This window comes from Massilia cellulosiltytica (assembly GCF_047325105.1).
GTDB lineage: Bacteria > Pseudomonadota > Gammaproteobacteria > Burkholderiales > Burkholderiaceae_D > Telluria > Telluria orientalis.
In genome coordinates, this window is the sequence record NZ_CP168562.1 from 7,126,430 (window position 1) to 7,142,525 (window position 16,096).

The 16,096-nt window shown below is 64.1% G+C and carries 11 protein-coding genes and 2 tRNA genes; 7 read left to right on the forward strand and 6 right to left on the reverse strand.

Translation table 11 applies throughout. The features are described 5' to 3' along the window. Window positions 1–7: 7 nt before the first annotated feature. The 4 genes from ACEN9H_RS31385 to ACEN9H_RS31400 all read right to left on the reverse strand — a co-directional run bounded on the left by ACEN9H_RS31385 (window position 8) and on the right by ACEN9H_RS31400 (window position 1,971). Window positions 8–646 (reverse strand): ATP-binding cassette domain-containing protein, encoded by a 639-nt coding sequence (locus ACEN9H_RS31385; protein ID WP_413673264.1) that lies wholly within the window; start codon window positions 644–646, stop codon window positions 8–10. Next, window positions 637–1,710, reverse strand: coding sequence for a hypothetical protein (locus ACEN9H_RS31390; protein ID WP_413673265.1), 1,074 nt, complete (start codon window positions 1,708–1,710; stop codon window positions 637–639). Before ACEN9H_RS31390 ends, ACEN9H_RS31385 begins: the two co-directional genes overlap by 10 nt. A 62-nt stretch (window positions 1,711–1,772) precedes the next feature. Next, a tRNA-Asp gene (locus ACEN9H_RS31395) sits at window positions 1,773–1,849 on the reverse strand. Between the two features lie 46 nt (window positions 1,850–1,895). Continuing rightward, a tRNA-Val gene (locus ACEN9H_RS31400) sits at window positions 1,896–1,971 on the reverse strand. Between the two features lie 325 nt (window positions 1,972–2,296). Here ACEN9H_RS31400 and ACEN9H_RS31405 point away from each other — a divergent pair. The 5 genes from ACEN9H_RS31405 (at window position 2,297) to ACEN9H_RS31425 (ending at window position 10,876) form a co-directional block, all read left to right on the forward strand. After that, complete coding sequence (locus ACEN9H_RS31405) at window positions 2,297–4,519, forward strand: TonB-dependent receptor (RefSeq protein WP_413673266.1); 2,223 nt, start codon at window positions 2,297–2,299, stop codon at window positions 4,517–4,519. 586 nt (window positions 4,520–5,105) lie between these two features. Continuing rightward, complete coding sequence (locus tag ACEN9H_RS31410) at window positions 5,106–6,941, forward strand: S8 family peptidase (protein ID WP_413673267.1); 1,836 nt, start codon at window positions 5,106–5,108, stop codon at window positions 6,939–6,941. Between the two features lie 138 nt (window positions 6,942–7,079). After that, window positions 7,080–8,696 (forward strand): S8 family peptidase, encoded by a 1,617-nt coding sequence (locus ACEN9H_RS31415; RefSeq protein WP_413673268.1) that lies wholly within the window; start codon window positions 7,080–7,082, stop codon window positions 8,694–8,696. A gap of 117 nt (window positions 8,697–8,813) precedes the next feature. Beyond that, entirely contained in the window at window positions 8,814–9,890 is a 1,077-nt protein-coding gene (dinB, locus tag ACEN9H_RS31420) for a DNA polymerase IV (protein WP_413673269.1), read from the forward strand. An 89-nt stretch (window positions 9,891–9,979) separates the two neighbouring features. Next, window positions 9,980–10,876, forward strand: a complete 897-nt coding sequence (locus tag ACEN9H_RS31425) for a recombination-associated protein RdgC (protein WP_056126858.1) — start codon at window positions 9,980–9,982, stop codon at window positions 10,874–10,876. Between the two features lie 37 nt (window positions 10,877–10,913). On the opposite strand, the gene ACEN9H_RS31430 is transcribed toward ACEN9H_RS31425, so the two are convergent. After that, window positions 10,914–12,536, reverse strand: coding sequence for a catalase (locus ACEN9H_RS31430; protein ID WP_413673270.1), 1,623 nt, complete (start codon window positions 12,534–12,536; stop codon window positions 10,914–10,916). 70 nt (window positions 12,537–12,606) lie between these two features. Next, a complete protein-coding gene (locus ACEN9H_RS31435; RefSeq protein ID WP_371763214.1) occupies window positions 12,607–13,092 on the reverse strand; it encodes an asparaginase domain-containing protein in 486 nt (161 codons plus the stop codon). 135 nt (window positions 13,093–13,227) lie between these two features. Between ACEN9H_RS31435 and ACEN9H_RS31440 the strand changes: the two genes are divergently transcribed. Continuing rightward, window positions 13,228–13,992 (forward strand): L-asparaginase, encoded by a 765-nt coding sequence (locus ACEN9H_RS31440; RefSeq protein ID WP_413673271.1) that lies wholly within the window; start codon window positions 13,228–13,230, stop codon window positions 13,990–13,992. 265 nt (window positions 13,993–14,257) lie between these two features. Then, on the forward strand, window positions 14,258–15,970 hold the full coding sequence (locus ACEN9H_RS31445; protein WP_413673272.1) for a YadA family autotransporter adhesin: 1,713 nt from the start codon (window positions 14,258–14,260) through the stop codon (window positions 15,968–15,970). Window positions 15,971–16,096 lie beyond the last annotated feature (126 nt).

Consider the following 16,096-nt stretch of genomic DNA (forward strand, 5'->3'; position numbering starts at 1 on the left):
CCGGCGTTCAGAGCACGCCCGGTTGCGTGTCGAGGTCGAGCGTGACCGTCGGCGCGATGCGCAGGTCCAGGTGGCTCGTCAGCACGATGCAGCTCGTGCCCGCGCGCGCGCGCCGCGCGAGGACTTCTTCCAGCACGCCGACCGCGTCGACGTCCAGGCCGTTGAACGGTTCGTCCACCAGCAGCAGGCGCGCGGGCAGTGCGAGCGCGAACGCCAGCTGCAGCTTTTTATATTGTCCCAGCGACAGACCCGTGACCGGCTGCGCGCCGATGTCGGCGACGTGGAACGCGTCCAGGTGACGGTCCAGCACGGCGCGGTCGGCATCCAGGTAGAGCGCGAGATGCAGTTCGAGCCATTCGCGCGCCGTTAGCCAGTCCAGGGCCGGCGCTTCGCCGCCGCAATAAAAGCTCAGGCGGCGGTAGGCGAGCGCATCCGTTGCGCTGTCCAGGCCGTCCAGGCGGATGTGGCCGCGGCTCGGCGCCAGCGCGCCGCCCAGCAGTTTCAGCAAGGTCGTCTTGCCGCGGCCGTTGTGGCCGCGCAGCCACGTCAGGCCCGGTCCGAGTTGCAGGTTCAGGCCGTAGAAGACGCTGCGTGTCGCGAAGTGAAACGCCAGATCCTTGATGTCGACGGCGGGATTCAATTCCATAGTTGGCTTCCGGTAGCGCACAGCAGCATGATGGCGAGCGCGACGAGCGCCATGCGGCCGCGTGCCGTGAAGGGAGGCGTCAGCACGAGCAGCGGCGGCACGCTCCAGGCAAGTAGTAGATAAAAGCGGCCGGCCGTACCATGCCAGGCGCCGGCCAGCGCACCCGTCGCGGTGACGGCGGCGGGCGCGAGCGCGATGCCCAGCAGCACCAGCGCGCGGGCATGCCAGGCCAGCGCGGCGACGTCGACCGGCCAGCCGGCCGCGAGCCCGCGCACGCGCGCGAGCTGGCGCCGCAGTGCCTGGTCGGCCTCGTGCGCGAGCAGTACCAGCAGGATGCTCGTCACGATCGCGCCGGCTACGCGCGGCAGCGCCTGCGGCCCCAGCATCCACAACACACCGGCACCGATGGCGGCAGCCAGCAGTGCGCCCTGGCGCGCGCCGGCGGTAGCGCCGCGCCACAGGGGCAGCCAGAACAATTGACGCCACAGGTAGAACCAACCCGCGCGCGGCATGGGTGGACAGGTCGCGGCGGCAGTATCCGCCGGCGCCTGCTGCGATCGTTGCGGCAGGGCCGCACCGCGCACGAGCAGGCCGGTGGCGCAGGCCAGCGTCAGCAGGAAGGAGAACACGGTGCCGCCGACGGCGCGCAGCGGCGCCATCCAGCCGGGATCCTGCACCAGCCAGATCGCCAGCGATGCCGCATAGGCCAGTGCCAGCGGTGCGGTCAGCAAGGCGGCGACGGCGGCGGCGGCGCGCAGCAACCTGGCGGGCGGTACGGGCAACGGACGCAACCAGGCGGCCACGTCCGCGGGCACGACCCGGGGCCGCAGCAGCACGATGGGCAGGCTCATCGCGACGCCGTGCAGGCACAGCAGGGGCAGCGCGAACGGCAGCGGTTCGGCCGCCGCGAGCATGGCGGGCAGGGCGGCGAAGGCGAGCAGGCCGAGTGTCATCGGACCCAGCACGAGCATGGCGATCTCGGCGGAGCTGCGCAGGCGCGACGCCAGTTGCGCCACGGCGTGGCGGGCAAGGCGGATCCGGAACCGGGTATAGGGATGAACCATCGATAGAGTGCAGGGTCTGAAACGAAAAAAGGTCCGACGAATCGGACCTTTTCTCTTGATACTGGCGGAGCGGACGGGGCTCGAACCCGCGACCCCCGGCGTGACAGGCCGGTATTCTAACCAACTGAACTACCGCTCCGTTTACTCTGATCGGTTCTTCACTTCGCAAGATCTCTGAAACTGACTGGTGGGCGCTGAGAGGCTCGAACTCCCGACCTAATCCTTGTAAGGGATCCGCTCTACCAACTGAGCTAAGCGCCCGTTTCAGGGTTTTTCTTGCCGACGTTTGTCATCACGTCCGAAGAGGCCCGAATCATAGCGTATCCCTTCGAAAACCTGCAAGGGTTTTTCAGAAAAAAGTGAACAGGGATGTGACGCACCACGTTCTCATATACAACAAACTGTTGTATGGATGTGTAAGCCGATTCGTATTCCTTGCATAAGGATATACACATAATCGACAATTGCCGGTTTACATGCCGGCAATATTTAGACATCAACAATCAGGTGCGAGTTTGCCGAGGCAGGAGAGACAGGCGGAGACAACGCGGCAGTTTTTTTACTCTTCCCAGCTAGGAAAAACTCAATGATCAAGATGTCCAAGATGCACAAGCGCGTCATCGCCGCGCATGGCGCAATGCTGGCGCTCGCAGCCGTACCCGGCGGCGCGGCCCTGGCCCAGACTGCGCAGGCGACCGAACTGCAGACGGTGACCGTGACCGCACAACGCCGTACCGAAAACATCAAGGAAGTGCCGGTGTCCGTCACCGCCATCAAGGGCGAGAAGCTGGACGTGCTCGTGTCCGGCGGCGCAGACATCCGCCTGCTGGCCGGCAAGACCCCCAGCCTGAACGTTGAGTCCTCGAACGGCCGCACGTTCCCGCGTTTCTACATCCGCGGCTACGGCAACACGGACTTCTCGACCTTCGCATCGCAGCCGGTGTCGCTGATCTATGACGACATCGTCCAGGAAAACCCGATCCTGAAGGGCTACCCGATCTTCGACCTGGCCGGCGTGGAAGTGCTGCGCGGCCCGCAGGGCACGCTGTTCGGTCGCAACACCCCGGCCGGTGTCGTGAAATTCGAATCCGAGAAGCCGAATCTCAAGAAGACCGAGGGTTATTACAACCTGTCGTACGGCACCCACGGCACGGCCAACGTCGAAGGCGCGATCAACGTGCCGCTGTCGGACAAGTGGGCGATGCGCGTGTCGACCCTGCGCCAGCACCGCGACGACTTCGTCGACAACTACAGCGACGTCGCCAAGACGAACAAGACCGGCGAACTGGACGGCTACAACGAACACGCCGAGCGCGTGCAATTCCTGTACAAGCCGGATACCACGTTCAGCGCCCTGTTCAACGTGCACCAGCGCACGACCAACGGCAGCGCCCGTCTGTTCCGCGCGAACCTGATCAAGAAGGGCACGAACGATATCGCCGACGGCTACGACCTCGACAGCATCGTGACGAACGCCCAGAACTTCCAGAGCCTCAAGACGAACGGCGCCAATGCCCGCATCACGTGGGACCTGGGTCCGGTCATCTTCCACTCGATCACCGGTTACGAGTCGGTCGGCAGCTACTACAGCCGCGGCGACATCGACGGCGGCACGCCGCAAGGTCCGGGCTTCATTCCGTTCCAGTCCGAGACGGGCGGTTTCATCGACGACCTGAAGCAGTACTCGCAGGAATTCCGCGTCGAGTCGAAGAGCACGGGCCCGCTGAACTGGCAGGCCGGTGTCTACTACTTCAAGGAAGACGTGACGGGCGGCAGCGACGGCTACAACAGCGCCACCGGCGCCCGCACCTCGCGCCAGGCCAGCGAGCAGAACAACAAGGCCTGGGCCGCGTTCGGTTCCGTGACGTACAACATCAACGACGCCCTGTCGGTGCGCGGCGGTATCCGCTACACGGACGACAAGAAGGACTTCCGCACCGTCACCGCGATCGGCTTCACGCCGGTGGGTCCGAACAGTGTCGGCGAAAGCAAGGACAAGATCAGCTGGGACCTGTCGAGCACGTACAAGCTGAATCGTGACGTGAACCTGTACGCGCGCGTCGCGACCGGCTTCCGCGCCCCGAGCATCGCGCCGGCCTCGACCTTCGCACCGGTGGGCATCACCGTCGCCGACGCCGAGACGATCACGTCGTACGAAGGCGGCATCAAGGCCGACTTGTTCGAACGCCGTGCCCGCGTCGCGTTCTCGCTGTACGACTACGAGATCAAGAACCAGCAGCTGACCGTGGTCGGCGGCAACACCAACGTCACCAAGCTGATCAACGCGAAGAAGACGGCTGGCCGCGGCGCCGAGTTCGACCTGGAAGGCCTCGTGACGCCGGACCTGCGCGTCGGCGCCAGCGCGTCGTACAACTTCACGGAAATCCGCGACCCGAGTCTGTCGCTGACGAAGTGCGCAGCCTGCACGATCACCGATCCGCTGAACGCCGCCGGCAACGTCCTCATCGATGGCAACCCGCTGCCGCAGGCACCGAAGTGGATCGTCAACTTGAACGCCCGCTACAGCATGCCGGTCGCCAATGGCGAGTTCTACGTCTACACCGACTGGTCGTACCGTTCGAAGATCAATTTCTTCCTGTACGAAGCGAAAGAGTTCACGGGCAAGCCGCTGACGGAAGGCGGCCTGCGCCTGGGCTACATCTGGGCCGACGGCAAGTATGAAGTGGCTGCCTTCGGCCGCAACATCCTCGACCAGCGCCGCATCTCGGGTGCCATCGACTTCAACAACCTGACGGGCTTCACCAACGAGCCGCGCACCTACGGTGTCCAGTTCAAAGGCAATTTCTAAGCTGTAGAAAGAAGTCGTCAGACAGAAGGCCGCGAGCGATCGCGGCCTTTTTTAATTCGGGGTCAGAGCACATTTTAATTCGGGGTCAGAGCACATTTCGGATCAATTTTCTTGCGCATCCCAAATCGTTCAAGTCCGCACGCTCAGTCGGCATATCGCTTGGGAGAGGCGGGCGGCGCCCCGATCGCGAATTGCTTTAAAGCTCGTGCACCAAAAAGTGCTCTGACCCCGAATTTTCTTCCTTGGTGACGATTGAGATATCTCAATGTTGAGAGTGTGCATATGTGCGCAACGCCTGACAGTCACGAAACATTGTTAATTCATGGGTTCTTCCAAGGCGATATGTTCTTCTGCTGAGTTCACAGTTTTCCGAAGAATCTAGGTTTTAGCGCTGTCAATAGGTGAAAGTGTTGTATAGACATCGAATCTAATTGTGAAATTTCTACACGTTTATTTCTTTCGCGCTAATCTGGCACTCCCGCTTTTCAGACGGGAAATCGGCGCTTAAAAAGCGTCGAGACAACTAGATCTCAGGCAATCACGCCTGCGGAAAATCAACTTTTGTGTTTTTCTAAAAGGAATAAACATGAAGTCTCAGCAATCGAAGTATCCGGCAGTGTTGAAACTGTGTGCCGCGGCCGTCCTCGGTCTCGGCGCCGGCGTTGCGGGCGCGGGGGTGCCCGCGGACGTGCCGGCCACACACGCCGCGCAGCGTGTGGCCGTCTCGGACCAGACCGACCGCATCATCGTCAAGTACAAGGACGAGAGCGCACCGGTCGTCTCCAAGGGCGGGCAGGTATCGGTCGCACGTGCAATGCCGCTGTCCGCCTCGCGCAAGGCCGTGGTCGACCGCGCCGGCCAGCAGTTCGGCATGCTGGTGAAGGCGTCGCATTCGATCGCCACCGGCGCCCGCGTCTTCAAGCTGGACCGCAAGGTGTCGCTGGTCGATGCCGCCAAGCTGGCGGCCGAGCTGAAGTCGCGCGATGCTTCGGTCGAGTACGCCGAGCCGGATCGCATGATGCATCCGCTGTTCACGCCGAACGACTCGATGTACAGCCAGCAGTGGGATTTCTTCGAAGCGACCGGCGGCCTGAACGCGCCGGCCGCCTGGGACAAGTCGATCGGGACCGGCATCCGCGTCGCCGTGATCGATACGGGCTACCGTCCGCACGCCGACCTGTCGGGCCAGATCCTGGCCGGCTATGACTTCATTTCCGACACCGCCATCGCGAACGACGGCAACGGCCGCGACAGCGACGCCAGCGACCCGGGCGACTGGACCGCGGCAGGCGAGTGCGGGGCCGGCGAACCGGCGTCGAACTCGAGCTGGCACGGCACCCACGTGGCCGGCACCATCGCCGCGGCGACGAACAACAGCACCGGCGTCGCCGGCGTCGCGTACGGCGCCAAGGTCGTGCCCGTGCGCGTGCTCGGCAAGTGCGGCGGTTACACGTCCGACATCGCCGACGGCATCATCTGGGCATCGGGCGGCACCGTGTCCGGCGTGCCGGCCATCGCGGCGCGCGCCCAGGTGATCAATATGTCGCTGGGCGGCGGCGGCGCGTGCGACACGACGACGCAGAACGCGATCAACAGCGCCCGTTCGCGCGGCACCGTGATCGTCGTGGCGGCCGGTAACGAGTCCCAGAACGCGAGCAACAGCAACCCGGCCAACTGCGCGGGCGTGATCACGGTGGCGGCGACGAACCGCTCCGGCGGCCGAGCCTCCTACTCGAACTACGGCACCATCGTCGACGTCGCGGCACCGGGCGGCGACAGCGGCGCGGCCATCCTGTCCACCCTGAACGCCGGCACCAAGTCGCCGGGCGCCGACAGCTACGCGGGCTATATGGGGACGTCGATGGCGACACCGCACGTGGCCGGTGTCGTCGCGCTGATGCTGGCCAAGAACCCGAACCTGACGCCGGACGAGGTCGAGTCGCGCCTGAAGTCGAGCACGCGTCCGTTCCCGGCCAGCTGCTCGGGCTGCGGCACCGGCATCGTGGACGCTTCGGCCGCGGTGGACGCGGCGGCGGGCACGGGCGGCGGTACAGGCACGACGATCTCGGAAACGGAGTCGAACAACACGCTCGGCACGGCCGACAGCGTGACGACGTCCGGCACGACGGTCAATGCCGCGATGGGCAGCTCGACGGACACGGATTATTTCTCCGTCCAGCTGCCGGCCGGTAAAACCCTGAGCGCGACGATGACGCCGAACGCGAGCTCGGACTACGACCTGTACATCTACAACAGCGCGGGCACCTTGCTGGCACGCAGCGAGAACGGCACGGGCACCGCGGATGCCGCCACGTCGTCCAATACGGGCACGACCACGTCGGTGCGCTATGTACGCGTCGTTTATTACAGCGGCGGCACCGGTTCGACCAGCGGCAAGTACACGCTCAAGCTCACCTGGTAATGCGTTATAACAGGGCTAATAACCGTTAAAATTCAATTACTTAACGAAACTTTCCTGTTGTAAAAACACCGAAAAACGGCCCGCACAGGGCCGTTTTTCGTTACGCTGCACAGTTCGGTTTACTGAAAAGGATGCAGCATGACGCAGCGCCACACGATCTCTTCTTTGTTGAAAATTTGTGCAGCGGCCCTCGTTGCCGCCGGTTTCGCCGGCCAGGCCGTGGCGCAAACCAATCACTTCGTCGTCCAGACCGACCGCATCATCGTCAAGTACAAGGGCGACGGCGATACGTCGAAGACCGGTGTGGCCGCACGCGGCATCGACCGCGCGCGCCAGGCCCTGATCGACCGCGCCGGCCAGACCTATGGCGCCACGATGCGCGCGCTGCGCGCGACGGCGAACGGCGCGAACGTCCTGCAACTCAACCGCACGATGTCGCTCGACGAGGCGCGCCAGCTGGCCGCCGAACTGAAGTCGCGCGACGCCAACGTCGAGTACGCCGAGCCGGACCGCATCATGGTCCCGCTGGCCACCCCGACCGACCCCAGCTATACCCAGCAGTGGGACCTGTACGAAGCCACCGGCGGCATCAACGCGCCCGCCGCCTGGGACAAGTCGACCGGCGCCGGCATCAACGTGGCCGTGATCGACACGGGCTACCGTCCGCATGCCGACCTGTCGGGCCAGATCCTGCAGGGCTATGACTTCATCTCGACGACCACCATCGCCAACGACGGCAGCGGCCGCGACACCGACGCGAGCGACCCGGGCGACTGGGCCCCGGCCGGCAGCTGCGGCACCGGCATCCCGGCCGCGGACCAGAACTCGAGCTGGCACGGCACGCACGTGGCCGGCACGATCGCCGCGAAGACCAACAACGGCCTCGGCATCGCGGGCATTGCTTATAACGCGAAGATCGTCCCGGCGCGCGTGCTGGGCCGTTGCGGCGGCTACACGTCCGACATCGCCGACGCCATCGTCTGGGCCTCGGGCGGCACCGTGACCGGCGTACCGGCCAATGCGAACAAGGCGCGCGTGCTGAACCTGTCGCTGGGCGGCACCGGCGCGTGCGACACGACGACGCAGAACGCGATCAACAGCGCCCGTTCGCGCGGCGCCGTGGTCGTCGTCGCGGCAGGCAACTCGAACACGAATGCGATCAATTCGAACCCGGCCAACTGCGCGGGCGTGATCACCGTCGCGGCGACGAACCGTGCGGGCGGCAAGGCGTCGTATTCGAACTACGGCACCAACGTCACCATTGCGGCCCCGGGCGGCGACAACGGCGCCGGCATCCTGTCGACCCTGAACGCGGGCACGACCACGCCGGCATCGGACAACTACGCGTACTACATGGGCACGTCGATGGCGACGCCGCACGTGGCTGGCGTCGTCGCGCTGATGCTGTCGGCGAATCCGAACCTGACGCCGGATGACGTGGCCGCCAGGCTGAAGTCGACGGCGCGCGCCTTCCCGGCCGTGTGCTCGGGCTGCGGCGCGGGCATCGTCAACGCGGCCGCCGCCGTGAACGCGGCGCTGGGCTCGACGACCACGACGACGACCCCGAGCTGGACTTATTGCGCCGCCGAGAACGGCACCTGCTCGTTCAGCGGCACGCGCGACGTGCGCTACGGCACCGCTACCAGCTATGTGACGAAGACCTTCACCGGTTCCGTGAAATGCTCGAACTCGGTGTTCGGCGACCCGGCACACGGTATCGTCAAGTCCTGCAGCTATTCCAGCGCCACCAAGTAAGTCCTCCCAACCCGCCGCCGCATCCCTGCGGCGGCGGCGTTCCCCCTTGCACTATTCCTAATTCCCAGCGATACTGTATGCAATTACAGTAGTCGCTCGGCGCGGGCGACCGTCACCGTGAACGCCCCCGTCCGCAAGATCATCCACTGCGATTGCGATTGTTTTTACGCATCCGTCGAGATGCGCGACGACCCGTCCCTGCGCGGACGGCCGCTGGCCGTCGGCGGGCGGGCCGAGCAGCGCGGCGTGGTCGCCACCTGCAATTACGAGGCGCGCCGCTACGGCATCCATTCGGCGATGGCGACGGCGCAGGCGGTCAAGCTGTGCCCGGACCTGATCCTCATTCCACCGAACATGGAAAAGTACCGGGTCGCATCGCGCCAGATCATGGACATCTACCGCGATTACACGGACCTCGTGGAGCCGCTGTCGCTGGACGAAGCCTATCTCGACGTGACGAACTCGCCGCACTGCAAGGGCAGCGCGACCCTGATCGCCCAGGAGATCCGCCGCCGCATCTTCGAGACGGTCGGCATCACGGCGTCGGCCGGCGTGGCGCCCAACAAGTTCGTGGCCAAGATCGCCAGCGACTGGAACAAGCCGGACGGGCTGTTCCTCGTGCGGCCCGATGAGGTCGATGCGTTCGTCGCCGTGTTGCCTGTGAAGAAATTGTTCGGGGTAGGGAAGGTGACGGCCGCGAAGCTGCATCACCTCGGCGCGCAGACGTGCGGCGACCTGCGCGACTGGAATATGGACAAGCTGCAGCAGCACTTCGGCTCGTTCGGCGCGCGGCTGTATGACTTGTGCCGGGGTATCGACTACCGCGACGTGAATCCCGTGCGCGAGCGTAAGTCGATCAGTACGGAGGAGACGTACACGCCGGACGTCCCCGACCTGGACGGCTGCCTGACACTGCTGCCGGACCTGTACGAGCATCTGCTCGGCCGGATCAAGCGCAACAATGCCGAAAAATTCATCAATAAATTGTTCGTGAAGATCAAGTTTGCCGACTTCCGGCGCACCACGGTCGAATGCGTGGGCTACGCGCCGAACATGACGACGTTCCGTCACCTGATGGAGACGGGCTGGCTGCGGGCGAGCCGTCCCGTGCGGCTGCTGGGCGTCGGCGTGCGCCTCAGCGATACGGAAACGGTCGAGCAGCTGAGCTTGTTTGACGAACGTGCAACACAATAAAAATCCCTTGTCGACGACGTGAATTTTGCCGCCAGTCAGCGTGTAGAATGTCGTTCCTTTGAAATATCGAGATAACTGGAAGCAACGTTATGTGGTTCAAGAATCTTCAGATCTACCGCCTGCCCGCACCGTGGAATTTCTCCCCTGAACAGATGGAAGAGGCCCTGCAGTCGCAGGCGTTCACGCCCGCCAGCAGCAACGAATTGCTGCGCCAGGGCTGGGATTCGCCACGCGGCAACGGCAAGCTCGTTCACGTCGTCAACAAGCAGATGCTCATGATGCTGGGCACGGAAAAGAAATTGCTGCCGAGCTCGGTCATCAACCAGGTCGCCAAGGCCAGGGCCGCCGAGCTGGAAGAGCAGCAGGGCTTTCCGCCGGGCAAGAAGGCGATGAAAGAACTCAAGGAACGCGTGGCCGACGAGCTGCTGCCGCGGGCGTTCTCGATCCGCGGCAACGTGTGGACGTGGATCGACCCGGTCAATGGCTGGCTCGTCGTCGACGCCGCCAGCCCGAGCAAGGCCGACGACGTCATCAAGCTGCTGCTGAAGGCCGTCGACAAGCTGCCGCTGGAATCGCTGCGCGTGCAACAGTCGCCGGTTGCCGTGATGACGGGCTGGCTGCAATCGGACGAGGCGCCGTACAACTTCACGATCGACCAGGATACGGAACTGCGCGCCACCGGCGAGAGCAAGGCCGCCGTGCGCTACGTGAAGCACTCGCTGGATCCGGAAGACATCCGCCGCCACATCGCCAACGGCAAGCAGTGCACGCGCCTGGCCATGACGTGGAACAGCCGCATCTCGTTCGTGCTGACCGAGCAGCTGGCCGTCAAGGGCATCAAGCCGCTGGACGTGATCAAGGAAAACGAAACGATCACCTACAGCGACGACGAGCGTTTCGACAACGACATCATGCTGATGACCGGCGAGCTGGCCAAGATGCTGACCGACCTGGTCGAGGCGCTGGGCGGCGAAGCCAAGGCGTAACGAAAAACGGCCCGGACATTCATCCGGGCCGCTGGTTTTATTTTGCCGACGCCACTTCTTCCGTCGTGGCCGGCTCCTTCTTGCCGCCGCCGCTTTCCGGCTGGCCGCCCGAATAGGTCGAGCCCGGGCGATTCTCGCCCGGCGCCGGCTTGCCCGGCAGCGGCTGCAAGGCTTTCGCCTTTTCCAGGTCGATGCCAGCTATCTCGGCCACGCGACGTCCGTAATCCTCGTCGCAATGCCACAGGTGCCACACCATGCGCAGCTGGATGACTTCCGGGCATTTCTTGAGGTCGTTGCCGACGTTGTTGACGAGGTCGTCACGCTCCCAGTCCGCGAACGTGCGGTAGCGGTCGCCGGCCTGTTGGTAGTCGTCGGCCGTGCGGCTCGTCTGGTAGCGGCCCAGGTGGCCCTCGACGTGCTGGTGGTAATCCCTCTCGGGTTGCGGCGCTTCGCCCAGGCCGCCCAGCAGGCTCGGTTCGTAATTGATGTGCTTTTCCTCGCCGCCGCCGTCGACATAGAAGGTCATCTGGCCGTCGCGCTGGTTCGTGCGCGCCACCGCTTTTTCCTGCGGCGCATTGATCGGTAGCTGAAGGTAGTTCGGCCCGACGCGGTAGCGCTGCGTGTCCGAATAGGACAGGGTGCGGCCCTGCAGCATCTTGTCGTCCGAGAAGTCGATGCCGTCGACGAGCACGCCCGTGCCGAAGGCCGATTGCTCGGTTTCAGCGAAGACATTGTCCGGGTTCTTGTCGAGCACCATGCGGCCCACGGGCAGCAGCGGGAAGCGGTCTTCCGGCCAGCGTTTGGTGTCGTCCAGCGGGTCGAATTCCAGTTCCGGGTGCTCGCCGTCGCTCATGACCTGCACGCAGAATTCCCACTCCGGAAACTCGCCGCGCTCGATCGCGTCGTACAGGTCGCGCGTGGCGTGGCTCGTGTCGTGCGCCTGGATTTCCGCGGCCTGCTGGCTCGTCAGGTTGCGCACGCCCTGTTTCGGCTGCCAGTGGAATTTGACGAGGTGGGCGATGCCCTGGTCGTTCACGAGTTTATACGTGTTGACGCCCGAGCCTTCCATCTCGCGGTAATTGGCGGGAATGCCCCATGGGCTCTTGACCCACGTAACCATGTGCAGCGCTTCCGGATGGCTGCAGATGAAATCGTAGAAGCGCCACGGCTCCTGCTGGTTTGATACGGGATCGGGCTTGAAGGCGTGGATCATGTCCGGGAACTTGATCGCATCGCGGATGAAAAAGACTTTCAGGTTATTGCCCACGAGGTCCCAGTTGCCGTCGACCGTCTTGAGCTTGACGGCGAAACCGCGCGGATCGCGTGCCGTCTCCGGCGATTCCTTGCCGCCGATCACGGTCGAGAAGCGCACGAACACGGGCGTCTGCACGCCGGTCTCGTTGAGGACGCGGGCGCGCGTGTACTTGCTGGCGGGCTCGTCGCCGATCTTGCCGTAGGCTTCGAAATAACCGTGCGCGCCCGTGCCGCGCGCATGTACCACGCGCTCGGGGATCCGTTCGCGGTCGAAGTGGGTGATCTTTTCGATGAACTGGTAGTTCTCGAGGGTGGCCGGACCGCGTTCGCCGACGGAACGCATGGCCTGGTTGTCGCGGACGGGATGGCCCTGGCGCGTGGTCAGGGTGGGGCGCTGCTCGCTCATCGCTGATTCCTCCTGGTTCGTGGGAGAACCATTATAGGAATTGACGAAAATGCGTAGCGCCCGCGAGGGGTTATCGCGCCTGGAACACGCCCGCCGCGCGATTCTTGGTGACGTTATCCCAGGTGAACACTTTGCCGTTCATCGCCACGTAGACGCCCGGCGGCAGCATCTGCGCGGCGGCGCAGGCGAAGCCGAAGTTGAACAGCGCATCCGAGTTGGCGATTTCGTACGGGATCATGGCACCCGTGAACACGATCGTCTTGTCCGACGTTGCCGCGCCCAGCACCTCGGCCGTTTCGCGCATCGTATCGGTACCGTGCACGATCACGATCTGCTTCTCGCTGGCGGCCTGGCACGCGGCCAGCACGTTCTGGCGATCGCTGTCCTGCATCTCCAGCGAATCGAGCAGGGACACGACCTGCAGTTCGACGGGAATGGTCATGCGGGAGCGTGCGATGACCTCCGGCAAGTGGCTTTCGGCAAAGCCCAGAACGCCATTGAGTTCGTTGTAGTGTTTGTCGAAAGTGCCGCCAGTGGCGATGATCCGCAAAGTCATGATGATTTGAAAACGCTGTAAAAAAAGGTGGGTAATGATAGCCGCAAACCGTAGTGTATCCGTATGTGTCTGCGCTAGAATCGTCCGGATCGGATGAGTATCCTTTCTCCTTTTTGGGCCGAGCCCGCCTTCCCAATGAAACCCGTCGCACCTGGAACCGTCATCTTCCATCGCCATCGCGGCTATGGTGTCATCACCCACGTCAACCTGCTGACAGGCTGGATTTCCGCACGCTTCGGCAACGAGTCGCGCACGCTCGACCTGAACCTGTCGACCGACGAGGTGCAGCACGCCGATGGCGAAGCGATCCTGTTCCGCCGCTCGCCGCCGGACCGCATGCCGCATGCGCGCCTGATGGCGATGGTGCGCGCGCTCCACATGGCCGGCTACGAAAAGCTGTACCTGTATTCCTGGCCCAAGCCGTCCGGCCTGCACTGGCGCTGGCAATTGTTCACGGGTAAGCGCGACTGGATGCAGCGGCCATGGCGCGAAGGCTGGTACGGCTCGGGTGCCGACTACAACAACAACCCCGTGATGGGATGGGGCGATGCGCCGGGTGCCAGTACGGACGAACTGATCCACTCACTGGCGAAGTTCGACCCGGAAGGCCTCGCACGCGCGCTCGGGCGCGACGAGGATCACACCGCGTGGTTCGCGAACGTGTGCGATGCGCTGCTGCCGGGCTACATGTATTCCTTCGACATGGCGCCGATGCAAAAGAACGCGAACGGCGGCCTCATCGAGATGCCGCCGGTGCCCATCGTGCCCGTGCGCGCAGGGTTGCCCGCGTATGCCGGGCCCGTGATCGAATGGCCGCCCGGCTGGGCCGGCTTGTGGACGCGCCGGCATGAGATGCCGATGCGTAAGCCCAATTTCACGGGCGAGCCGGAATTACGCTAGCTCCCCGCTTCCTGACCCGCACACTTTTCCTTCCTGGTGCCTGGCTCACATCCAGGCGCATCTCATCGCCGTAGTGCCTGTTCCCAGGCGCCGGTTGCGTCTTCGTTCGTCAGTTTGTCCGAACATCGAACTATTTCCTGAAAATAAAAGATTTATTGCCCTGCGGCAAATATCTGTCTCAACGACGTACTCCAGAATCCGCGACTACACAAAAAGGAGGAGACGACGATGTCACAGAGGCAATTTCATATTTTACGGAAAAGACATGGGAAATAATCAACAAGCATTTGCACGTCCGGCACGACGTCTGCCGGGTAAATCGACTACCTCGCTCGCCGTCGCAATCAGCGCCGCCATGGTCGCACTTGCGGCGTCCGCGCCGGCACGGGCCGACTACACCCAGAACGGCAGCACGACCAAAGCATCCGCATTCTGCGACGGCAATATCGCCATTTCGGGCAGCGGCACTTATCCCGCCACGGCAACGGGTTGCGACAATATCGCAATCGGCGCGTCGGCCACTTCGAGCGCAACCTCGCCGACCGCCTACAGCGAAGCCGTGTCGATCGGCCGCATGACGTCGGCAACCGGCATCCAGGCGACCGCACTGGGCGGCAATGCCGTCGCAACCGGGGATCACGCGACGGCAGTCGGTTCCGCGGCCAGCGCCGTCGGGGCGAAGGCAACGGCGGTCGGCGACGGCGCTGTTGCCAACGGGGCAACGGCGGCAGCATTCGGCCAGGGGGCTTCCGCAGTCGACCAGTCGACGGCGATCGGACAGGGCGCAAAGGCGACGGATGCGAATTCCGTTGCATTGGGCGCGAACGCGACCACGCGCGCCGCGACCACGGTCGGCAACGTCACGGTCGGTGGCGTCACCTACAATGGCTTCGCGGGAGCGCCGGTCGGCGTCGCGAGCGTGGGCGCTGCCGGCGCGGAACGCCAGGTCGTCAACGTCGCAGCGGGCGACGTGAGCGCCACCAGTACGGACGCGGTGAACGGCTCGCAGCTGTACTCGGTGACCAACCAGGTGTCGTCGGTGACCAACCAGGTGGGTGCGGTTGCGACCCAGGTCAACACGGTGTCCGGCAAGGTGGACGCGGTCGCAAGCCAGGTCAACACGGTGTCCGGCAAGGTGGACGCGGTCACAAATCAGGTCAACACGGTGTCCGGCAAGGTAGACGCGGTCACAAATCAGGTCAACACGGTGTCCGGCAAGGTAGACGCGGTCGCGACCCAGGTCGATGCGGTGTCCGGCAAGGTAGATACGGTCGCGACCAAGGTCACCTCGGTGTCCAGCCAGGTGACGACGCTGACGACGAACGTCTCCTCGCTGACGACGACCGTGGACAAGATGGTGGCGAGCGCCCCGGCCGGCACCGTCGCGGACCAGACGGGTACGGCAATCGGCCGCAACTCGGCCGTGAGCGCCGCAAACGGCACCGTGATCGGTGCGAATGCGAAAGTGACTGCGGCAAACGGTACCGCGATGGGGACTGGCGCGAACGTGTCCGGAATGAATTCCACCGCCATCGGTACGAACAGCCAGGCCACGGCCAGCAATGCCGTCGCGTTGGGCGCCAATTCGGTGGCCGACCGGGACAACACCGTGTCGATCGGTTCGGTAGGGGCCGAACGCCAACTGGCGAACGTGGCCGACGGCACGGCCCCGATGGATGCCGTGAACCTGCGCCAGCTGAACGGTGCGATCGGTTCGGTGCGCGACGAGATGTCGCAGTATCGCAAGGACGCGAACGCGGGTACGGCGAGCGCGATCGCGGTGGCCAGCCTGCCGCAAGCGGTCCTGCCGGGTGAAAAGGTCGCCACGCTGGGCGCCGGCACGTACGGCGGGCAAAGCGCGATCGCGGTCGGCATCTCCACCGCGACCGAGAAATGGCTGGTCAAGGGTTCGATGTCGAAACCCGTGTCGCGGCACGGCGCATTCGGTGCAGGCGTCGGTGTCGGTTATCGCTGGTAACTGATTCGGTCCAGTCTTGACGGGCTCGGTGTTATGCCGGGTGCTGCGATCGGTGTAATTGCTTTTCGTTAAAGATTCACTTGCTGCTCTATAATGTTTACATTTATTGCACGGCTTGTGCCGTCC